At 67.4% G+C, this 19,592-nt stretch carries 18 protein-coding genes; 9 read left to right on the top strand and 9 right to left on the bottom strand.

What is annotated here, in order from left to right; translation table 11 throughout:
* Positions 1 to 14: 14 nt before the first annotated feature.
* Both ASE30_RS23680 and ASE30_RS23675 read left to right on the top strand, forming a co-directional pair.
* On the top strand, positions 15 to 1,028 hold the full coding sequence (locus ASE30_RS23680; protein ID WP_057286729.1) for an XdhC family protein: 1,014 nt from the start codon (positions 15 to 17) through the stop codon (positions 1,026 to 1,028).
* A gap of 98 nt (positions 1,029 to 1,126) precedes the next feature.
* On the top strand, positions 1,127 to 1,393 hold the full coding sequence (locus tag ASE30_RS23675) for a hypothetical protein (protein WP_082601711.1): 267 nt from the start codon (positions 1,127 to 1,129) through the stop codon (positions 1,391 to 1,393).
* A 13-nt stretch (positions 1,394 to 1,406) separates the two neighbouring features.
* On the opposite strand, the gene ASE30_RS23670 is transcribed toward ASE30_RS23675, so the two are convergent.
* From ASE30_RS23670 to ASE30_RS23660, 3 genes are read right to left on the bottom strand one after another with little or no spacing between them, the layout of a single operon-like run.
* Positions 1,407 to 2,918, bottom strand: coding sequence for a fumarate hydratase (locus ASE30_RS23670; RefSeq protein ID WP_057286728.1), 1,512 nt, complete (start codon positions 2,916 to 2,918; stop codon positions 1,407 to 1,409).
* A 12-nt stretch (positions 2,919 to 2,930) separates the two neighbouring features.
* Positions 2,931 to 3,911, bottom strand: a complete 981-nt coding sequence (locus ASE30_RS23665; RefSeq protein ID WP_057286727.1) for a tripartite tricarboxylate transporter substrate binding protein — start codon at positions 3,909 to 3,911, stop codon at positions 2,931 to 2,933.
* 48 nt (positions 3,912 to 3,959) lie between these two features.
* Positions 3,960 to 5,315 carry an adenylosuccinate lyase family protein gene (locus tag ASE30_RS23660; protein WP_057286726.1) on the bottom strand — a complete coding sequence of 452 codons (1,356 nt, stop codon included), beginning with the start codon at positions 5,313 to 5,315 and terminating at the stop codon, positions 3,960 to 3,962.
* Between the two features lie 107 nt (positions 5,316 to 5,422).
* On the opposite strand from ASE30_RS23660, the gene ASE30_RS23655 reads away from it, so the two are divergent.
* The 3 genes from ASE30_RS23655 (at position 5,423) to ASE30_RS29300 (ending at position 8,571) form a co-directional block, all read left to right on the top strand.
* The gene (locus ASE30_RS23655; RefSeq protein ID WP_235515334.1) at positions 5,423 to 6,175 is read left to right on the top strand and encodes a GntR family transcriptional regulator; all 753 of its coding nucleotides are present in this window, start codon (positions 5,423 to 5,425) and stop codon (positions 6,173 to 6,175) included.
* 280 nt (positions 6,176 to 6,455) lie between these two features.
* Entirely contained in the window at positions 6,456 to 7,562 is a 1,107-nt protein-coding gene (locus tag ASE30_RS23650) for a porin (protein ID WP_057286725.1), read from the top strand.
* 268 nt (positions 7,563 to 7,830) lie between these two features.
* Positions 7,831 to 8,571, top strand: a complete 741-nt coding sequence (locus ASE30_RS29300; protein WP_057286724.1) for a hypothetical protein — start codon at positions 7,831 to 7,833, stop codon at positions 8,569 to 8,571.
* Positions 8,572 to 8,654: 83 nt separating this feature from the next.
* Here ASE30_RS29300 and ASE30_RS23640 read toward each other — a convergent pair whose 3' ends face one another.
* The 5 genes from ASE30_RS23640 to ASE30_RS23620 all read right to left on the bottom strand — a co-directional run bounded on the left by ASE30_RS23640 (position 8,655) and on the right by ASE30_RS23620 (position 14,458).
* Complete coding sequence (locus ASE30_RS23640) at positions 8,655 to 9,203, bottom strand: DUF3455 domain-containing protein (RefSeq protein ID WP_057286723.1); 549 nt, start codon at positions 9,201 to 9,203, stop codon at positions 8,655 to 8,657.
* Between the two features lie 11 nt (positions 9,204 to 9,214).
* Positions 9,215 to 10,240, bottom strand: coding sequence for an Ldh family oxidoreductase (locus tag ASE30_RS23635; RefSeq protein ID WP_057286722.1), 1,026 nt, complete (start codon positions 10,238 to 10,240; stop codon positions 9,215 to 9,217).
* A gap of 56 nt (positions 10,241 to 10,296) precedes the next feature.
* Positions 10,297 to 11,631 carry a trypsin-like peptidase domain-containing protein gene (locus ASE30_RS23630; RefSeq protein ID WP_057286721.1) on the bottom strand — a complete coding sequence of 445 codons (1,335 nt, stop codon included), beginning with the start codon at positions 11,629 to 11,631 and terminating at the stop codon, positions 10,297 to 10,299.
* A 232-nt stretch (positions 11,632 to 11,863) separates the two neighbouring features.
* Positions 11,864 to 13,459: a gamma-glutamyltransferase gene (gene ggt / locus ASE30_RS23625; RefSeq protein ID WP_057286720.1), complete on the bottom strand. Its 1,596-nt coding sequence runs from the start codon at positions 13,457 to 13,459 to the stop codon at positions 11,864 to 11,866.
* A gap of 24 nt (positions 13,460 to 13,483) precedes the next feature.
* A complete protein-coding gene (locus tag ASE30_RS23620; protein ID WP_057286719.1) occupies positions 13,484 to 14,458 on the bottom strand; it encodes a tripartite tricarboxylate transporter substrate binding protein in 975 nt (324 codons plus the stop codon).
* Between the two features lie 212 nt (positions 14,459 to 14,670).
* Here ASE30_RS23620 and ASE30_RS23615 point away from each other — a divergent pair, with 212 nt between their 5' ends.
* Positions 14,671 to 15,327, top strand: coding sequence for a GntR family transcriptional regulator (locus ASE30_RS23615; RefSeq protein WP_057286718.1), 657 nt, complete (start codon positions 14,671 to 14,673; stop codon positions 15,325 to 15,327).
* A 281-nt stretch (positions 15,328 to 15,608) separates the two neighbouring features.
* The gene (locus ASE30_RS23610; RefSeq protein WP_057286717.1) at positions 15,609 to 16,880 is read left to right on the top strand and encodes an MFS transporter; all 1,272 of its coding nucleotides are present in this window, start codon (positions 15,609 to 15,611) and stop codon (positions 16,878 to 16,880) included.
* A 66-nt stretch (positions 16,881 to 16,946) separates the two neighbouring features.
* Here the strand turns inward: ASE30_RS23610 and ASE30_RS23605 are convergent, their stop codons facing one another.
* Positions 16,947 to 17,819: an NAD(P)-dependent oxidoreductase gene (locus ASE30_RS23605; RefSeq protein WP_057286716.1), complete on the bottom strand. Its 873-nt coding sequence runs from the start codon at positions 17,817 to 17,819 to the stop codon at positions 16,947 to 16,949.
* Positions 17,820 to 18,040: 221 nt separating this feature from the next.
* On the opposite strand from ASE30_RS23605, the gene ASE30_RS23600 reads away from it, so the two are divergent.
* Both ASE30_RS23600 and ASE30_RS23595 read left to right on the top strand, forming a co-directional pair.
* Positions 18,041 to 18,433, top strand: a complete 393-nt coding sequence (locus ASE30_RS23600) for a Zn-ribbon domain-containing OB-fold protein (protein ID WP_057286715.1) — start codon at positions 18,041 to 18,043, stop codon at positions 18,431 to 18,433.
* Complete coding sequence (locus ASE30_RS23595) at positions 18,430 to 19,590, top strand: thiolase (RefSeq protein WP_057286714.1); 1,161 nt, start codon at positions 18,430 to 18,432, stop codon at positions 19,588 to 19,590. The genes ASE30_RS23600 and ASE30_RS23595 overlap by 4 nt, the downstream gene beginning before the upstream one ends.
* The last annotated feature ends 2 nt before the right edge of the window (positions 19,591 to 19,592 follow it).

The raw sequence follows: 19,592 nt of genomic DNA, 5'->3' as shown, positions 1-19,592 counted from the left end.
AGGGAGTCCATTGCATGGAAAGCGTTGATGTGCGCGTGTTGCGCGCCGCCCGGGACTGGTGCGGCAATGGGGACGCGTTGCTGCTCGCCACCGTGGTGAAAACCTGGGGCTCGTCGCCCCGGCCCGTCGGTTCCATGATGGCGTTGCGGGAAGATGGGCGTTGCGTGGGGTCGGTTTCGGGCGGCTGCATCGAGGACGATCTGATATACCGCCATACGCGGCTGCATGGCGGCGCGGGCATTCCGGTGGCGGCGCCCCAGTTGGTGCGTTACGGCGTCAATGCGGACGAAGCGCACCGTTTTGGCCTGCCCTGCGGCGGCACGCTGGAATTGCTGCTGGAGTTCCGTCCCGGCTTTGCCGCGCTGGATGCGCTGGTGCGGCAGCTGGAATCGGGCCGGCTTGTCCAGCGCACGGTGGATTGCGTTACCGGGGCCGTGACACTGGAGCCCGCCCAGGCGCCTGAAGCCCTGCGCTTTGACGGCGCAACCCTGTCCAGCACGCTGGGTCCCCAATTCCGGATGCTGCTCATCGGCGCGGGCGCGCTGGCCGAGTACGTCGCCACCATGGCCCTGTTCAACGATTTCGCGGTCACGGTCTGCGATCCGCGCGACGAGTATCTGAGCGCCTGGTCGGTGCCGGGCGTGCAGATCACGACGGAGATGCCCGACGATGCCGTCCGCGCCCTGCGCGCCGACAGCCGAACCTGCATCGTGGCCCTCAGCCACGACCCAAAGCTCGACGATCTGGCCCTGCTGGAGGCGCTGCACAGTCCGGCGTTCTACGTGGGCGCCATCGGTTCGCGCCGCAACACCGATAGCCGCAGGCAGCGGCTGATCGAGCATTTCAATGAAACCGAGCAGTCGCTGGAACGTCTGCACGCTCCGGTCGGGCTCTACATCGGCAGCAAGACGCCCGCCGAAATCGCCGTAAGCGTGATGGCCGAGATCCTGGCGGTGAAGAATGGCGTGGCGCTGCCGCGCGAAGCCTCGGTTGCGGCCGCCAAGTCGCAGCAGGGGGACGCGGCATAGAAGAGGTCTTGCCAATCTTCGCCTGCTACCACTTGGAACGTCTTTTCCCTCGAAGGTTTGCTATAAAAAAGCTATAGCACTATGCAAGGGTTAGGAAAATGTCCATACGAACGCTGAGCCGCTGCGGTGCGGTGCTGTTGCTGACCGCGATTGCCGCCGGCTGCTCGTCGACATCGAGCAAGCCGGAGGCGTCTACCAGCCCCAAGGTAACTTCCGCCGCCAAGAGCCAGGAATGCAAGGCCAATCGCAGCAAATGCCTGTACAAGGGCGCCTACGAGAGCGGCGAACGGGACTATGCCGAACAGGAAGCGAAACGCCTGAATCTGGCCGAACTCGAACGCTTGCGCCGCGCCTTCGGAAAATGACCCGCCATTGCGTTCAGGCCGGCGGCACCGTCCGGACCGGGAACACGGCATGCACGCTGCGGCCACGCGCGTCGACCGCCACCGTTACCGGCATGTCCTGAACTTCGAATTCATAGATGGCCTCCATGCCCAGATCGGCAAAGGCCACCACGCGCGCCGACCGCACCGTGCGGGCCACCAGATAGGCGGCGCCGCCCACCGCGCTGAGATACGCAGCGCCATGTTGCTTGATGGCGTCAATGGCCTGGGGACCGCGTTCGGCCTTGCCGATGGTTGCCAGCAGCCCGGTTTGCGCCAGCAACTGCGGCAGGAACTTGTCCATGCGGGTGGCGGTGGTGGGGCCTGCCGGACCGACGGCTTCGCCGTCCACGGGGTCCACCGGTCCAACGTAATACAGCGTGCGTCCGCGCAGCGGCACCGGCAAGGGCTGACCCCGGTCCAGGAGGTCGGCCATGCGCTTGTGGGCGGCATCGCGTCCGGTCAGCAGCTTGCCGGACAGGAGCAGCGTGTCGCCGGCGGCCCACGCCGAGACCTCGGCTTGGGTGAGGGCGTCCAGGTTCACCCGGATACCCTCCTGCGCGGGCAGGGCGTCCGGGATGCCGTCCCACGTCGCGGGGTCCGGAGGCGGGAGCGCGGCGGGTCCCGCGGCGGGCATGTCGAAGGTTACGAAGCGGGTGGCGGCGCAGTTGGGCACCAGCGCCACGGGCAGCAATGCCGCGTGCGAGGCCGCGGTGGCGACTTTCACATCGAGCACCGTCGTGTCGCCGCCCAGGCCCTGCGCACCGATGCCTAGCGCGTTGACGCGTTGGTAGACGTCGATCCGCAGCCGTTCTTCCGCCGTGACCGCGCCGCGTTCCAGCAGGGCCGGCATATCGATGGGATGGAATAGCGCGCGCTTGGCCAGGGCGACGGCCTGTTCCGGCGAGCCGCCGACGCCCAGGCCGAGTACGCCGGGCGGGCACCATCCCGCGCCCATGCCGGGCAGTTGCGACAAGACCCAGTCCGCCACGGAGTCGCTGGGATTGAGCATGGCGTAGCGCGTTTTGACATCGCCGCCGCCGCCCTTGGCGACGACGGTCAACGTGAGCCCATCGCCTTCGACCATCTCCACTTGCACGATGGCTGGCGTGTTGTCGCCGGTGTTGCGCCGGGCGTCCAGCGGATCCCGGATCATGGACGCGCGCAAGGGGTTCCCAGGACAGCCGTAGGCGCGCGCCACGGCGCGGTTGGCCAGCGTCTGCAAGCTGGGCGTGGGCCCCGGTCCGTCGTGGCGGATGCGCAGATCCATGCCTATCCTGGCGTAGACGTGCACGACGCCGGTATCTTGGCAGACCGGGCGCCGTGCCTGCGCGCTGAGCCGGCTGTTGACCAGCAATTGCAGCAGCGCATGGCGGGCGGGCCCCTTGCTCTCGCGGGCATGCGCCGCTTTCAAGGCCTGCACGAAGTCCGCCGGATGCGTGTGGCTGATGGACTGCAACGCATCGGCGATGCTGGTTTCGATGTCAGCGGCTAGCACGGCGCGCATGATCGTCTGTCCTTATTGAAGGGTGATGCCCGCGTCCTTGATCACCTTCGCCCAGCGTTGCCCTTCATCGGCGGTGAACTGCTGGAACGCGGCGGGCGCGTATTGCGCGGCTGGCAGCATCTGTATGCCTTGCTCGGCCATCTTGCCGGTGAAGGCCTGGTCGGCCAGCGCCTTTTGCCACGCCTGGTACATGGTCTGCACCACCGCGTCCGGCGTGGCCTTGGGGGCATACAGGCCGTACCAGGTAGAGACCTGGAAGCCGGGAATGGCTTTCTCCGCCATCGTGGGCACGCCGGGGAATTGGTCCATCCGGCCAGACGAGGTCAATCCCAGCGCGCGGACTTTGCCTCCCTTGGTCTGGGGCAGGGCGGTATTGGTCTGGTCAAACATGGCGTCCACCTGATTGCCCATCAGATCGTTCAGCGCGGGGCCGGCGCCCTTGTAGGCGACGGGGGTGATGTTCATGCTGGCCTGGCTGGCGAACATGGCAGCCACCAGGTGCGAGGTCGAGCCCACGCCGGCATTGCTGAAGTTCAGCTTGCCGGGGTTCTGCTTGCCGAAGGCGATCAGGTCGGTCACCGATTTGTAGGGGGATGATTCGCCCACCAGCAGCACCAGCGGCGTGTCGGGAAAGCGGAACACGGCCCGGAAGTCCTTGACCGGATCGTACGGCAGGCGCGCATACAGGGAAGGCGCCGCCGCCATGTAGCCGATGTGGCCGACCAGGAATGTGTAGCCGTCGGGCGCGGACTTCGCGGCCTTGGCCGCGCCGATGGTGCCGCCCGCTCCGCCCACGTTCTCGATCAGGATAGTCTGCTTCAGTTCCTGCGCGACGCGGTTGGCGACGTTGCGCGCCATGGCATCCGTCGGGCCGCCCGCGGCGAAGGGGACGATCCAGGTGATGGCCCGAGTGGGGTAGCTGTCTTGCGCGTAAGCGCCCATCGGCAGGGCGCACGCGCCCGCCACGGCCAGTGCCGGCATCCAGTGCTTCATGATTAGTCTCCGTCCTGTATTTTTTGTGAGTCAAGGGTGGGCTGCCGTTCAGGCCGGCCCGGTAAAGGGGCGGGCCCGCATGCGGTCCACCATTGCGGGGGCGGCCCCGAGGTAATTGCCGGGATCGCACAGGCGCTCGATGGCTTCGCCGTCAAGGCGCTGCATTACCCGCGCATCTTCTTTCAGGACGTCCGCCAGGCCGCGGCGCGAGGTGGCCGCCGCGCGGCAGGCGTCGTACACGACGTCGTGCGCGGTCTGCCGGCCGATATGCGGGGCCAGCCCCATCATGACGGCCTCGGCCACGATCAGTCCGCCGGACAGGTCCAGGTTGCGCGCCATGCGCGCGGTATCCACTTCCAGTCCTCCCAGCATGAAGCGGGCCTGGTGCAAGGCGCCCGCCGTCAGCACGAAGGCTTCCGGCACGGCCGACCATTCCACATGCCACGGGCCCGTGGCGCGTTCGAAGTCTTGCAGCATGGCGTCCAGCGCCAGTCCCGCGTGCTGGCGGACGGTCTTGGACGCGCTCCACATCAGCTCGCAAGAAATCGGATTGCGCTTTTGCGGCATGGTGCTGGAGGCGCCGCGGCCCTTCACGAAGGGCTCGAAGGCTTCGCCCAGTTCGTTGGTCATCATCAGCATGATGTCCACGGCGATCTTGCCCAGCGATCCCGCCACCAGCGCCAGGAATTGCACCGTTTCCGCAAGGCCGTCGCGCGCCACGTGCCAGGTGATGGGCGTGGCGCCCAGGTCCAGCTCCTGCATCAAGGCGGCATGGACCGCCAGCCCCTGGTCTCCCAACGATGCCAGGGTGCCGGCGGCGCCGCCGAACTGTCCGATCAGCACGCGCGGGCGCAACTGCGCCAGGCGCTCGCGATGCCGGCGCACCATCAGCAGCCACACGGCGGCCTTGTAGCCAAACGTGATCGGCAAGGCGTGCTGAAGATGCGTCCGGCCTGCCATCGGCGCGTCGCGGTACCGCAGCGCCAGGTTGTCCAGGATGCCGTCCAGCGCGGCCAGGTCGTCCTCGATGATCCGCAGCGCATCGCGCACCTGCAGCACCGTGGCGGTGTCCATGATGTCTTGCGTGGTGGCGCCCCAGTGCAGGTATTCGCCTTCCGCTCCGCACATCCGTGACAGTTGGTGCACCAGCGGCAGAATGGGGTAGCCGACGATTTCGGTTTCGGCGCGCAATTCGTCCATGTCGATGGCGGCCGCGTCGGCGCGGGCCTCGATCGCGCCGGCCGCCGCGGGCGGGATGACGCCCAGCCGGCCCTGCACGCGGGCCAGCGCCACTTCGGTGTCCACATAGCGCCGCACGGTGGCGGCGTCATCGAACACGGCGCGCATGGCGGCGGTGCCGAACATGTCTTTGAACAGGCTGGATTCGAGCACGGAGACTGGCATAGATGTACGCTCTTAAAAAGTTGTACGTACATTTAAGCAGGCAAGAATGGGGACGTCAACGCCGGGGATTACCCGTAGATGGAGCCATCGGGAAGCCAGCAGATAGAATGGAGGGCGTCGCCAACTGTCCCCATGCCATGTCCATCACGCTGTACACCCGCATCTCGGAAGAACTGGCGCGACGGATCGCGAGCGATGTGTATCCCGTGGGTAGCGTGCTGCCCGCCGAGAACGCGCTGGCAGAGGAATTCGACGCCAGCCGCCATACCGTCCGCGCCGCCCTGCGGCAGTTGCAGGACCTGGGCCTTATCGCCCGTCGCCGCGGCAGCGGCACGGTCGTCATGGCGGCCCGGCCCAAGTCGGGCTTCAGCCAATCCCTGCGTTCACTGGAAGACCTGGTCCAGTTGGCGGCGCGTACCCCGCGCAGCATCCGGCAGATCCAGGAAGTGGTGGTGGATGTCGAGCTCGCGGTCCGCCTGGGCGTTGGACCCGGCACGCGTTGGCTGAAGTTTTCGTCCACACGAGGCGCCGAAGGCCAGCCGCCGGTGGTGTGGACGGAGCTGTATGTCGATGCGCATTACAAAGGCGTGCGCAAACTGGCTCGCGACCATCCGGATCGCCTGGTTTCCGAATTGATCGAAGAACACTACGGGCGGCGCATCGCGTCGGTCGAGCAGACGATATCCGCTTGCGCATTGCCCGCCGCCGCGGCGCGCGAACTTGAAGTGGCGCCCGAGTCGCCAGGCTTGTTCATTTTGCGCCATTACAAGGATCAGGCGGGCCAGATCGTCGAAGTCTCGTGCTCGCACCATCCGGCGGGCCGCTACGAATTTTCCACCACGCTCATCCGGGAGCACTGACGCGCCGGGCGCGATTTGACGCGGCGTATTGCGCGCCGGTCTTTCCCCTCCTTGATAGCACAGCAAAATTACGCGCCTTCGGGCGCGTATTTTTTTCCCCGCTTTGTCGGCCACGCGCCACAAATGGCCCCTTATTTCCAGGCGGCGACACGATTTCGCGCCTGGCCCGAAAACTGACATATTGCGTCCCTAGAATCCGTTCCTGCCATGCGCCGCGTGCGCCGCTTGTGATGCGTGCCAAGCCACATGCGCATGTCTGTTCAATCAATGGGAATCTGTAATGAAAAAGACTCTGTTCGTCACCGCTCTCTTCGCCGCGCTGTCTGGCACCGCGCAGGCGGAAACCTCGGTGACGCTGTACGGCCTGATCGATACCGGCTTGGGCTACCAACGCATCAAGGGCGACAACTACCACGAGTCCAAGGTCGGCATGAGCAACGGCGTGTCCAGCGGTTCGCGCTGGGGCCTGCGCGGTGCGGAAGACCTGGGCGATGGCTTGAGCGCCGTCTTCACGCTTGAAAGCGGCTTCAATTCCGCCAACGGCCAGTCGGGCCAGAGCGGCCGCCTGTTCGGTCGCCAGGCCACCGTCGGCCTGAAGAGCAGTTCGTGGGGCCTGCTGGAATTCGGCCGCCAGACCAACATCGCGTCGAAGTACCTGGGCGCGATCGATCCGTTCGGCGCCAGCTACGGCCAGGCGAACGTCGGCGTGGCCTTCAGCGCCGCGAACACCGTCCGCTACGACAACATGGTCCAGTACTCGACCCCGTCCTTCGGCGGCTTCCAGGCTGGCATCGGTTACTCGTTCAACGTTGCCGACACGACCGCCGCCCAGACCGGTTTCGCCACCGCCGACAACACCCGCGCCATCACGGCCGGCGTGCGTTACGTGAATGGCCCGCTGAATGTGGCCCTGACGTACGACCAGTTGAACCCCGCGAACCAGTTGGGCAACGACGCCACGCCGAAGTCCTGGAGCATCGGCGGCGCGTATGACTTTGAAGTGCTGAAGCTGGCGCTGGCCTACGGCCAGACGCGCGACGGCTGGTTCACCGGCCAGAGCATCAACGCTTTCGGCAGCGGCACCGCTACCGCCAAGAGCTTTGGCTCCAACGCGGCTGTCGACGGCTTCAAGGCTGATTCGTACCTGGTCGGCCTGACGGTGCCGCTGGGCGCCAGCAGCATCATGGCCTCGTGGCAGCGCGCCGATCCGGACAGCAACGCGCTGACCGGCGGTGATTCCGCCATGAACGTGTACAGCGTGGGCTACACGTACAACCTGTCCAAGCGCACCAATCTGTACGCTCTGGGTTCGTACGCAACGGACTTCGCGTTCATCGACGGCGTGAAGAGCACCGTCGGCATGGTGGGCGTGCGTCACCGCTTCTAAGCGCCTGATGTGAACGGGCGGCGCGCAGGGTGCGCGCCGCCCGCTCCCCGCACCGCGGTTGCACTGAGCGGATTGGGCGTCTTACCCGGCCACAGACGCGAAAAAATCGGCCACCTCCCTAGCTCCACTCCCAGTCCGCTCACCCGAACTCCGATCATGGCAAACTGAAGGGCCCGCGCAATGCGTTGCGCGGGCCCTGTCCGTTCTGGAGGGCGGCGCCGTCGTGGCGTTGTAGTATTGAATGATCATGCCTATTCATCGGAACCCTATGTACATGCGCAACCAGTTGCTGGCGGGAATGGTACTGACGATGACGCTGGCCGCGAGCCAGCCCGCCGTGGCGCAGGACGCTCCGGCGCAGGAGGCCCCGAAGCAGAACGCTCCGGCGCAGAACGCTCCTGCGCAGAACGCTCCGGCGCAGACCGCTCCCGCGCAGAATGTTCCTGCGCAGAATGCCCCGGCGCAGAGCGCTCCCGCGCCCACCGCTCCCGCGCAGCGCGCCGTGCCCCCGGCCGGTGCCGCCGCCGCGGAACCGGCGCGGCAGACATTGCAGGTGCTGGACGGCAAGCTGCGGGTCGCCATCCCTGCGGGATTCACCGAAACCGAGTTCCCGCCAGATCCCGCCGCGCCGGACATCACCGGCAAGATCTATCTGAACACCGATACCAAGCAGGCAATCATCGTGGTCATCGTTCCCATGGAATCGACGTTCGGCGACGACGACGCGTTCGTGCTCGGCAGCATGGCCGCGGGGTTTCAAGCGCAGCAGCAGGAATCCGTGTCCACGTTCAAGAAGACCGGGCAAAGCACGTTCAAGGTGGGCAGCATGGGGGTTTTGCAGTTGGACGCCACTAGCAAGCTCTCTGACCGGCCCGCCGTATTGACCGCGCTGTTCGCGGCATCCGGTGCGAAGGTGGTCACGTTCTCGGCCTACACCCTGATCCAGGAACAGGCCCGGCACGCGGGGCTGGTCAAGGAACTGACGCAAGGCATGACGGCGGCGCCCTGACGCTTGCGCAAGTCCGGGCCGCCCGTCTGATGGGCGGCGGGGTCAGTCCGCCAGGCGGTGCTTGCCCGGCATTGCCCGGCCATTCAGTTAGGTTTCCAGAACACGTAGTCGGCTTGGTATTTCACCGGCTCCCGCTCGCCTTTGCTGGCGGCAGTGCAGGGGGCTTGCGGGGCGCCGCCGCCCGCCTTGACGATGCGCTGGATGTAGGTGACGCCGGTCAGCACGCCCACGCCCGAGGACGGATTGGCCAGCACGAGCTGGTCATGCAGGCGGTCCGGCCCTGAGTAGGCGCGCACCATTTCCATCCCGGTCAATGTCGATCCATCGGATGCCCGCCAGGTTTCCGGAGGGCTTTTGTAGGTGCCGGTCTGGCCGGATTGGCCCGCGCCCAGCGTGGCTGTGGCGCCGGCGATGACCCAGGCTGGCCTGGCGCCATCCGTCTGCGTCATCCGGCATTCATAGGTGATAACGCCTTCAGCTGGGGCCTGCCAGGCCACGGCGTTGTCGGCGGGCACCTGCATGATCTGCGGGATTTTGTCCTGGGCCGCGGCGCTTGCCACGGTTGCCGCCAGGCATCCCGCCAGCAGCAGGCCGGGTAGGTGCGAACGCAGGTGCATCGAGGTGATTTTCATGCGAGCTCCTTTCAAGATTGCATGCCCAGGTTCTTCACTTCTTCGTACAGCGCGCGATTGACCCAGACGCCTTCCTGTTCGCTCTGGGCGCGGGCCTTGAAGCGGCGCTCGGACGGCAGGCGCGCGCCCTGGCCGCTGATCGCGTCCAGCATGGCTTCCGCGCCGCCCAGGTTCGCGGCCAGCTGGCCGCGCCCGAGGATGGCGGGGTCCAGCGCGATCACGAGCTCGCCGTGCAGCGGGGTGCCGCCCGCGCCCGCGTCGAAGGCCTGCGACTGCAGGCTGGTCCAGTCGCCGATCAGCGGGCCGGCCAGCAATTCGATCATGGTCGACAGCGCCGAGCCCTTGTACGAGCCAAAGGTAAGCATGGCGCCGTCCATCGCGGCCGCCGCGTCGGTGGTGGGCTGGCCGTCGCGGTCGATGGCCCAGCCTTCCGGGATGGACCTGCCCGTGCGCCGGTGCAGCTCGATTTCTCCGCGCGCCACCATGCTGGTGGCGAAGTCGAAGACATAGGGGTAGGCGCCCGGACGGGGCCACGCAAAGGCAAACGGGTTGGTGCCGAACACGGGCCGGGTGCCGCCGGCGGGGGCAACCCAGCTATGGCTGATCGTCATGGCCATGCCGGCCAGGTCGTGGGCGGCGATGGCCTCGACCTCGGGCCACAGCGCCGAGAAGTGGAAACAGTTATTGATGGCCAGCACGGCCACGCCATTGCGCTTGGCCTTTTCCGCCAGATGGGGCAGGCCTTCTTCGAACGCGAGCAGCGAGTAGGCCCGCCCGGCATCGACCTGCACCACGGCGGGCGCGGGGTGCGTCAGCGCCGGCAGCGCGGCGGGGTCCACCAGGCCGGCCTGCATGGTCTGCACGCATGCGATCAGGCGGTACATGCCGTGCGACTGGCAGTCATCGCGTTGCCCGGCGGTGATCGCCTTCGCGATAACGGCCGCGTGCGGCGCTGAAAAGCCGTTCCTGCTCAACACGTCGACGGACAGGTTGTAGACCTGGTCGATCGAAAGATTGATCCTGTCGTTGCTGTTCACATTGCCTCCGGTACTGCGTTGCAGGGTCCCGCCTCAGTGTAGCTGCACGCGCCGCCTCAGTTGACCTGCAAGGTGTAGGCGGCCCGGCCGCGCAACAGGGTCAGCACCAGCGGCTGCGAGGCCGCGCCGGCCAGAAGGTCGCGCAGGTCGGCCAGCTTGCTGACGGGTCGCCGGTTCACGCCGATGACGATGTCGCCGCGCTGCAGGCGTGCGGCCACGGGCCCGCGATCGGGAAAGGTGGCGCTGACGGCCGCGCCGTCGTTGCCCTGCAGGCGCTGCGCGCGCCCGACCTCCGAGAACTCCACGCCCGCCAGGCGCGCATCCAGGGAGCCCGCATGGAAGCGTTCGTTCTGTTCCGGTTCGATGCGCAGCAGGACTTCCGAGGTGGCGCCGGCCCGGCGCAAGGTCAGGCGCACCTGCTGGCCCACCGGCAGCAGGCCTTCGGCATTGCGCAGCTGCGCGCTGGTGCTCAGCGCCTTGCCGTCCATCGACAGGATCTGGTCGCGGGCCTGCACGCCGGCCTTCTGGGCGGGCGAGCCATCCGCCACGCGCGCCACCACGATGCCCGTCGATCCCGGCGCCAGGCCCAATTGGCGCGCATTGCGCGGCGTGATGTCCAGGGTGTCCAGGCCCAGGCCGCCGCGTTGCACCTGTCCGTGCTGCAGCAATTGCCGCATGACCTCGCCGGCAAGGTTGGAGGGAATGGCGAAGCCGATGCCCACGTTGCCACCGGATGGCGTGTAGATCATGGTGTTGATGCCCACCAGCTCGCCGTTCAGGTTCACCAGCGCGCCGCCCGAGTTGCCGGGGTTGATGGAGGCGTCGGTCTGGATGAAGTTCTGATAACCGGCGGCGCGCAGGCTGGAGCGGTCCAGGGCGGACACGATGCCGGACGAGGCGGATTGGCCCAGTCCGTAGGGGTCGCCGATGGCCACGACGAAGTCGCCCACGCGCAGATCGCTGGAATCCGACAGCGACAGCGCTTGCAGGTTCTGGGCCGGAATGCGCAGCACCGCCAGGTCGGTGTCGGGGTCGCTGCCCACGACGGTGGCATTGAAGGCGCGTCCGTCCTGCAGGGACACGCGTATGGCGGTGGCGCCGCGCACCACATGGTGGTTGGTGAGGATATTGCCCTGGCTGGCGTCCACGATGACACCCGAGCCCACGTTCTGCCGGACGGTTTCCGGCGACTGCATCCGGCTCGTGCCCGGCGCCTGCCGCGGGTCCGCCTGCGACGAGATGTTGACGACGGCCGGCGTAACGCGTTCGAGCATGGGCGCAAGCGATGGCAGGGGCTGGCCGTCGACGGCCAGGGGCAGGGCGGCGTCGGCGGACAGGGGCGCCAGGGCCAGCACCAGGGCGCAGGCGGCGGCGCTCAGGGCGGCGTGCATGCGCCGACGGGTTCGCGGCGGCATGCGTGGGGCGGGGTGGCGCTTTCCGGGGGGTGGCGGGGCCAGGTGGGGCATTTCGGTCCTTCGTGCGGCAACGCGGCAGTATCTGCTGGCGTCGCTGCAGGGATGTGACGGCGCGCATGGCGGCTTGCAGCCGGCGCGCATGCGCGCGCCAGATCATCCCGGATTTTCGCCGAACTTCCGCTGGAAGTCCGGCGTGCCCCGCTTTGCGTCAGAAGCCGACGGCTTGGCCGTCCCGGCGCGAATCGGATGCCGCGATGTAGCCGCCTTGAGGCAGGCGGCAGATCAGTTGTGCCGAACCGAATTCGAGGCTGTCGGCGGGCGCGACCGCCACGTTGTGGCCGCGTGCGCGCAGCGTGTCGACCACATCCGCCGGCAGGTGCGATTCCACATTGACCACCGGACCGTTTTCCACGCGGAAGCGCGGCGCATCGCTCATGGCCTGCGGATTCTGGCCGAACGCGGCCAGGCGCGTGACCATCTGAAGATGGCCTTGGGCCTGCATGGATCCGCCCATCACGCCGAAGGACATGACCGGCTGGCCGCCGCGCGTCACGAACGCGGGGATGATGGTGTGCATGGGCTTCTTGCGCGGCGCGACCTGGTTGGCGTGGCCGGGCTTGAGCACGAAGTTCAGGCCGCGGTTGTGCAGGCTGATGCCGGTGCCGGGCACGACCACGCCGGACCCAAAGCCGTGGTAGTTGGACTGGATGAAGGACACCATCGTGCCGCCGGCGTCGGCCGCGGTCAGGTAGACCGTGCCGCCGGTGGCGGGCGTGCCGGCCGTGGGAACGCTGGCGCGGTCCATGGAGATCAGGCGTGCGCGCTCGGCCAGATAGGCGCGGTCCAGCAGCGCACGCGCGTCGGTGCGCATATGGCGCGGGTCGGCGACGTGATGGTGCAGGTCCGCAAACGCCAGCTTCATGGCTTCGATGCTGACGTGGTAGTAGTCGGCGCTGTCGCGGCCCATGCCTTCCAGGTCGAATTGTTCGAGCATGCCCAGCGCCATCAGCGCCGAGATGCCCTGGCCGTTCGGCGGGATCTCGTGCAGCTCGTAGTCGCGGAACGACTGGGAAATGGGCGTGACCCATTCGGCCTGGTGTTCGGCCAGATCGACGGCGCTGAGCGCGCCGCCCGTCTGGCTGGCGAAGTCGGTGATCTTCCTGGCGAGTTCACCGCGGTAGAAGCTTTCGCCGCCGGTTTCGGCGATCTCGCGCAGCGTCTTGGCCTGGTCCGGAAAGCGCCACCATTCGCCGGCTTGCGGCGCGCGGCCTTGCGGCAGGAAGGCGTCGGCAAAGCCGTGTTCCGCCGCCAGCTTGGGCGCCTGCGTGGCCCATTGGCGGGCAATGGTGGGCGACACCGCGAAGCCGTCTTCGGCGTAGGCAATGGCGGGTTCGAACAGCTTGGCGAAAGGCAGCTTGCCGAAGCGTTCGGACAGGGCCTTCCAGCCGGCGACCTGGCCCGGCACGGTGACCGTACCCCAGCCGGTGCCCGGCATGGCATCGCGCCCATTGAAGTATTCCGGCGTCCATGCGGCCGGGGCGCAGCCGCTGGAGTTCAGGCCATACAGTTGGCCGTCGTGCCAGATCAGCGCGAACATGTCGCCGCCGATCCCGTTCATGACGGGTTCGACGACGGTCAGGGCAATCGCGGTGGCAATGGCGCTGTCAACGGCATTGCCACCGGCCAGCAGCATGCGTAGTCCCGCCTGCGCAGCCAACGGCTGGCTGGTCGCGACCGCGTTGGCGGCCAGGACCGGCATTTTTCGGGAAGCGTACGGAAAAGACCAATCGAAGGGGGAGGACATGGATGCTGGAACTCGTATGGAAAATTACTGCGGGGTGATGCCGGCTTGGTCGATCAGCTGCTTGGTGCGGGGAATCTCGGCCTTGATGAAGGCGGCGAATTCCTCGCGGCTGCCGCCGCGCGGCTCGGCGCCGGCTTCGGCGAGCTTACCGCGCAATGCGGGATCGGCCAGCACTTTGTTGACGGCTTTGTTGAGCTTATCGAGGATCGGAGCGGGCGTGCCTTCCGGGGCGACCAGGCCGTACCACGGGGCAATGTCGTAGCCCGAGTAGCCTTGTTCGGCGATGGTGGGAATGTCCGGGGCCAGCGCAGAACGCTGCGAATTGGACATGCCCAGCGCCAGCAGCGCGCCGCTCTTGGCCTGGGGCAGGCCGGTCATGATGGTGTCGAAGTACATCGACACCTGGCCGCTCAGCAGGGCGGGAATGGCTTCGCCCGCGCCCTTGTACGGCACATGCAGGATGTCGATCTTGGCGATGGACTTGAGCATTTCGCCAGCCATGTGGGACGTCGTGCCCGTGCCGAACGAGGCATAGGTCAGCTTGCCCGGATTGGCGCGGGCGTAGGCCACCATTTCCGGCAGGGTCTTGAACGGCTGCGACGGATTGGCCAGCAGGATGTTGGGCGTGTAGGCCACCATGGACACCAGCGCGAACGCGTCGGGATCATAGGCCAGGCGCTTTTGCAGGAAGCGGTTGGTGACGACGGCGGCCGGGCCGCCCATCAGCAACGTGTAGCCGTCGGGGGCGGACCGGGCAACGGAGGCGCTGCCGATGGCTGCCGCGGCGCCGGGACGGGCCTCGATGACGAAGGGCTGGCCCAGTTCGGTGGACAGCGCGGCGCCGAGCTGGCGCGAGATCAGGTCCGTGGCGGAGCCTGCCTGGAAGGGCACGACGATGCGCACGGGATGCTGCGGCCAGTCGGTGGCCTGGGCGCCGGCCTGGGCGGCAAAGGCCATCGCGGCGGCGCCTGCCAGCGTCCGGATGAGACGAAATTTCATGGGTTCCCCTTGATCGCGTTATGGAAAGCATAGGCACGGGCGGGTCTGTTGCCCGTTCCGGCCAGGCGGGCGCGGCGGCCGCGTCCCGGACTGGATTAGACGCAAGCTTCCGTTCCGGGACTATTGGTGTTTGCATCCATGGATCATTGGATCCAGTTTGTGTTATTTTTGCGGTTATCTATCATGGCGGCTTTCCAAGCCCGGGGACGTCAGTGCTGCAATTTCAGAAGACAGCCATCAGCGCCGAAGACGAGGCGTACCTGCACCTGCAGCGCGAGATCCGGCTGGGCCGCTATGCGCCCGGCCAGCGCCTGGTGCCGGACGTCGTCGCCGCCGAGATCGGCACCAGCCGCATGCCGGTGCGCGGCGCGCTGCGCCGGCTGGCCTCGGAAGGCCTGGTCGAGATCCGCGCCAACCGTGGCGCCGTGGTGCGCGGCCTGAACCAGCAGGAAATGCTGGAAGTGTTTGAAATGCGCTCCGTGCTGGAAGGCCTGGCCACGCGCAACGCGGTGCTCAACATGGGCGCCGAACACATCCGCCGGCTGACCAACATGCTGGAGCAGCTGGACCAGGGCGCCAGCGACGACCTGGACTGGACCACCGCCCACCGCGAATTCCACGAATACCTGTGCAGCTTCTGCCGCCAGCCGCGGCTGCTCAGCCAGATCTCGGAGCTGCATTCCGTCGTGGAGCCCTACATGCGCCTGTGGGCGGCCCAGCCGGGACGCGTCCTGCGGGTGCGCGAATCGCACCAGGAACTGATCGACGCGCTGCACACCCGCGATGCGGCGCGCTGCGAGGCGGCGATGCGCCAGCACGTGCTGAACACCGTGCCCGCCCTGCAGGCGTTTCTGGAGCAGGCGGCGTAGGCCGGCGGCAGCGCCGCGCCCGCCGTTCTCCGCCCCTCGGCCGCCCCGCGCATCACGTGACCGTTCACCGGACACGATTTCCGTTTCCCCGCCGAATTCATATATAGCCGGGAGTAATATGACGCGTCCGGCGGCCTGACCGCGCCGGCGCATACAAGCCGATTCACGCCTGGTTCATCCCACCCCTGTCGATAGCGGAGCGTTTCCTCCGTGCTTCCCCCGCGGTGTCTTCGAGTCCTGGCGCGCAAGCGGCCACAAGAAAAGACCGAGGAGAAGAGGAATTGGACAAGCAAGAGTCGGGCGGCTGGTATTTCGGCTGGAACATCGTCGGCGCCGCCACGGTACTCACCCTGTTGACGGTGGGCCTGCGCATGGGCATCGGACCGTTCTTCCTGCCCATGGCGGAAGGGCTGGGTTTTTCGCGCAGCCTGCTGTCGGGCATCGTGGCGATCGGCATGCTGTGCTACGGGCTGGGCATGCCGCTGGCGGGCTATCTGGTCAGCACGCACGGCACGCGCTTCGTGCTGCTGACCGGCACGGCGATTGTCGTGGCGTCTTCCATCTGGACGGTGTTCGCGCGCGGCCCCTTTGAATTCCTGCTTTCCTTCGGCGTGGCCCTGTCCATCGGCCTGGCCTTCACCAGCCCGGTGGCGCTGACGCCCGTGATCAGCCGCTGGTTCACGCGGCAGCGCGGCATGGCGCTGTTCTTCCTGTCCACGGGTTCGATGGCCGGCATCGCGCTGATGACGCCCACGCTGACCTTCGCGATCTCGGCGGTCGGCTGGCGCGAAACGCTGCTGGGCTTCGCGGCGCTGTTCGCGCTGCTGACCGTGCCGGTGGCGCTGCTGGTCATGCGCGACGAGGCGCCGGAACACACGGACCTGCTGCCCCACCAGATCGTCGAGAAATCGGCGTCAGCCAAGCCCGCGGCCAAGACGGCCGCGCCCAGGCTGGGCGACGCCTTGCGCACCTTGCCGTTCTGGCAGGTCGCGCTGGGCCTGTTCGCCTGTGGCTTCAGCATGAACCTGCTGGGCACCCACGGCATGCCCATGCTGATGGACCATGGCTTTGACGCCACCACCAGTTCGCTGGGCATCGGCCTGATCGGGCTGGTCGCCATCTTCAGCACGCTGGTGCTGGGCCGCATGTCCGATCAGGTCGAGCGGCGCAACATCCTGGCCGCCATCTATCTGGTGCGGGGCCTGGGCTTTTTCGCGCTGGTCATGGTGGGCGCGCACTGGGAACTGTACGCGGCCGCCACCATCGGCGGCATCGTGTGGGCGGGCAGCATCGCCTTGTCGTCGGCGATCCTGGCCGACATCTACGGCATCCGCCTGGTGGGCGTGCTGTACGGCCTGACCTATCTGGGCCACCAGGTGGGCGGCATGATCAGTTCGTGGCTGGGGGGCTGGGCCTTCGAGACCTTCGGCACGCACTGGGTGGCCTTCGGGTCGGCCGGCGTGCTGCTGCTGATGGCCGCGCTGATTTCCCTGCGCCTGCCGCCTCGGGGCGTCCTGCGCGCGCCGCGCGCGGTCGCGGCCGGCGGGCGCTAGAGGGCGCCGTACCCAAGCGGCGAACATCGCGCCCGGCCTGCCGGGCGCGATGTCCATGCGGCCGGGCTAACGGTCTTTCAGCAGCGACACCAGTTCCGGCACATAGCGGTCGCCGCCGCCCTGCGTGACCGCCTGATCGAACGTGTGTTGCACCGCCGCGCCGATCTCGCGCACGGCGCCGGCTTCGGCGGCCATGGTGTTGTAGTACGACAGGTCCTTCTGCGCGTTCGACATGAAGAAGCGCAGCGAGGACGGATCCTGTTCCAGCAGGTAAGGCTTGAGGCGCTCCAGCGCCACGCCGCCGCCGCCGCCCTTGGTCAGCACGTCGGCGAACACGGCCGGATCGATGTCGGAACGCAGCGCGCACGCCGCGGCCTCCGACAGCAGGGCGACCACGCCCAGCGACACATAATTGTGCAGCAGCTTCATGCGGTGGCCGGCGCCGACCGGGCCGGCGTGCGTGATGTTCTCGGCAAAGCAGGCCAGGAGCGGCTTGCATTCCTCGAACAGCGCGGCGTCGCCGCCCACCAGCAGGTTCAGCCGGCCTTCGGCGGCTTCCTTCGGCGTGCGCGTCATGGGTGCGTCCAGGAAACGGCCGCCGCTCTCGGTCACCGCCTCGGCCACCTTCACGGTGGACGAGGGGATCGCGGTCGAGCAGTCGATGATGACGGTGCCGGGCCGCAGGCCTTCCAGCACGCCGCCGGCCGACAACAGCACGGCCTCGACCTGCGGGCTGCCGGTAACGCAGAGGATGATCACGTCCGACTGGGCCGCCAGCTCGGCGCCGCTGGCCACGCTGGCCGCGCCCGCGGCCTTCAGCGCATCCAGGGGCTGATTGCCCGGATGCTCAAGCACGGTCAGCGCATGACCATGCTTGACCAGATTGCTTGCAATGCCGTGGCCCATGAGGCCGATACCAACCATGCCGACTTTCGCCATCTTCCACTGCTCCTGCCATGTAGGGTGATTGTTGTGCCGTAAATCTTACTCCGACTGCCGCCGCGCTTCGGGCGCGCTTCGAATACGCCGAATGAAGCCTTCGAATCTTTCGGATGGTCAGGGGCATGCGCCATTCCTAAAATTGTTTCACGCCGCACGCCAGGACAGGCGGGCAACGACATAACACGGAGACAGCCGCCCACCGGGCGGCCACAATCAGCATGCCGCACACCGCAACCGAGCCGGCCGCCAGCGCCGAGCGCCATTATTTCGAGCAGCTCGCGCAGGGCCGCTTCATGATTCCGCAATGCCAGGCCTGCGCCCGGCACCATTTCTACCCGCGCGTGGTCTGCCCGCATTGCGGCGCCGACACGCTGCGCTGGACGGAGCCCAGCGGCGCGGGCGAGGTCTATTCCACGACCGTCGTGCGCAGCAAGGCGGGCGACTACACCGTCTGCCTGGTCGATCTGGCCGAAGGCCCGCGGCTGATGAGCCGCGTGGTGGACATGCCCCCCGATGCGGTGCGTATCGGCCTGCCGGTGCGGGCGCGTATCGACACCGTGGACGGCGAGCCGCTGCTGGTGTTTGTGGCGCAGCCGGAGGATCGGGCATGAGCCGCGGCTATCGCGGCGCGATCGCCGTCCTGGGCACCGGCATGGCCGGGCTGGGCGATTGCGGGGGGCGCACCGAGCAGGAGATCATCGCGCAGGCGGCGCATCGCGCCGTGGCCGCCAGCGGCTTGAAGATGCAGGATATCGACGGCATCATCACGTCCAGCCTGACGTCGCCCTGGTGGGTGATGCGGATGTCGGAATACCTGGGAATCCGGCCGCGTTTTTCGGACAGCACGATGTTCGGCGGCTCTTCGTTCATTGCCGACCTGAAGATCGCGGCGATGGCCATCGAGGCCGGGCAGTGCGACCACGTGCTGGTGTGCTACGGCGCCAACCCGCGCAGCGCGCCCAGCAGCACGCAGATCAATCAGATGCGCGCGGCGCTGGATCCGCAGCCTTACGAACACCCGTACAAGCCGTTCAATCCGGTGACCAGCTATGCGCTGGCGGCGGCGCGCCACATGCATCAGTACGGCACCACGCGGCGTCAGTTGGCCGAGGTCGCGGTGGCGGCGCGCAAATGGGCGCAGCTCAACCCCGACGCCTTTCTGCGCGCGCCGCTCTCGATCGATGACGTGCTGGGCGCGAAGATGATCTCCGATCCCTTGACCGTGCGCGACTGCTGCCTGGTGACGGACGGCGCGGGCGCCTTCGTGGTGACGCGCGCCGACCGCGCGCGCGACCTGCATCCACGCCCCATCTACGTGCTGGGCACCGGCCACGCGCACTGGCACCGCCAGATCTCCTGCATGCCGGACGTCACCGTCACGCCCGCCGTGGATTCCGGCAGGGCCGCGTTCGACGAGGCCGGCCTGACGCCCGCCGATATCGATCTGGTCGAACTCTACGACGCCTTCACCATCAACCCCATCCTGTTTCTTGAAGACCTGGGCTTCTGCGCCAAGGGCGAAGGCGGCGCGTTCATCGGCGGCGGACGCATCGAGCCCGGCGGCGATCTGCCGATGAACACCAACGGTGGGGGCCTGTCCTTCACGCATCCCGGCATGTACAGCATTTTCCTGGTGATCGAAGCCGTGGCGCAGCTACGCCGGGAGGCAGGCGAACGCCAGATCCCGCGCGCCGACGTGGCGCTGGTGCACGGCAACGGCGGGGTGCTGTCCAGCCAGGCCACGGCCATTCTTTCCCATAGCCTGTGAAG

The organism is Achromobacter sp. Root83 (assembly GCF_001428845.1).
GTDB lineage: Bacteria > Pseudomonadota > Gammaproteobacteria > Burkholderiales > Burkholderiaceae_B > Achromobacter.
This window is presented reverse-complemented; position numbering and strand designations above follow the sequence as displayed.

Excerpts from the sequence above, each read along its gene's own strand:
- ASE30_RS23640 (WP_057286723.1), bottom strand. The coding sequence starts at position 9,203 with ATGAAAATCACCTCGATGCACCTGCGTTCGCACCTACCCGGCCTGCTG.
- ASE30_RS23665 (WP_057286727.1), bottom strand. The coding sequence starts at position 3,911 with ATGAAGCACTGGATGCCGGCACTGGCCGTGGCGGGCGCGTGCGCCCTG.
- ASE30_RS23630 (WP_057286721.1), bottom strand. The coding sequence starts at position 11,631 with ATGCACGCCGCCCTGAGCGCCGCCGCCTGCGCCCTGGTGCTGGCCCTG.
- ASE30_RS23660 (WP_057286726.1), bottom strand. The coding sequence starts at position 5,315 with ATGCCAGTCTCCGTGCTCGAATCCAGCCTGTTCAAAGACATGTTCGGC.
- ggt (WP_057286720.1), bottom strand. The coding sequence starts at position 13,459 with ATGTCCTCCCCCTTCGATTGGTCTTTTCCGTACGCTTCCCGAAAAATG.
- ASE30_RS23620 (WP_057286719.1), bottom strand. The coding sequence starts at position 14,458 with ATGAAATTTCGTCTCATCCGGACGCTGGCAGGCGCCGCCGCGATGGCC.
- ASE30_RS23670 (WP_057286728.1), bottom strand. The coding sequence starts at position 2,918 with ATGCGCGCCGTGCTAGCCGCTGACATCGAAACCAGCATCGCCGATGCG.
- ASE30_RS23605 (WP_057286716.1), bottom strand. The coding sequence starts at position 17,819 with ATGGCGAAAGTCGGCATGGTTGGTATCGGCCTCATGGGCCACGGCATT.
- ASE30_RS23680 (WP_057286729.1), top strand. The coding sequence starts at position 15 with ATGGAAAGCGTTGATGTGCGCGTGTTGCGCGCCGCCCGGGACTGGTGC.
- ASE30_RS29300 (WP_057286724.1), top strand. The coding sequence starts at position 7,831 with ATGTACATGCGCAACCAGTTGCTGGCGGGAATGGTACTGACGATGACG.
- ASE30_RS23675 (WP_082601711.1), top strand. The coding sequence starts at position 1,127 with ATGTCCATACGAACGCTGAGCCGCTGCGGTGCGGTGCTGTTGCTGACC.
- ASE30_RS23650 (WP_057286725.1), top strand. The coding sequence starts at position 6,456 with ATGAAAAAGACTCTGTTCGTCACCGCTCTCTTCGCCGCGCTGTCTGGC.
- ASE30_RS23595 (WP_057286714.1), top strand. The coding sequence starts at position 18,430 with ATGAGCCGCGGCTATCGCGGCGCGATCGCCGTCCTGGGCACCGGCATG.
- ASE30_RS23600 (WP_057286715.1), top strand. The coding sequence starts at position 18,041 with ATGCCGCACACCGCAACCGAGCCGGCCGCCAGCGCCGAGCGCCATTAT.
- ASE30_RS23655 (WP_235515334.1), top strand. The coding sequence starts at position 5,423 with ATGGAGGGCGTCGCCAACTGTCCCCATGCCATGTCCATCACGCTGTAC.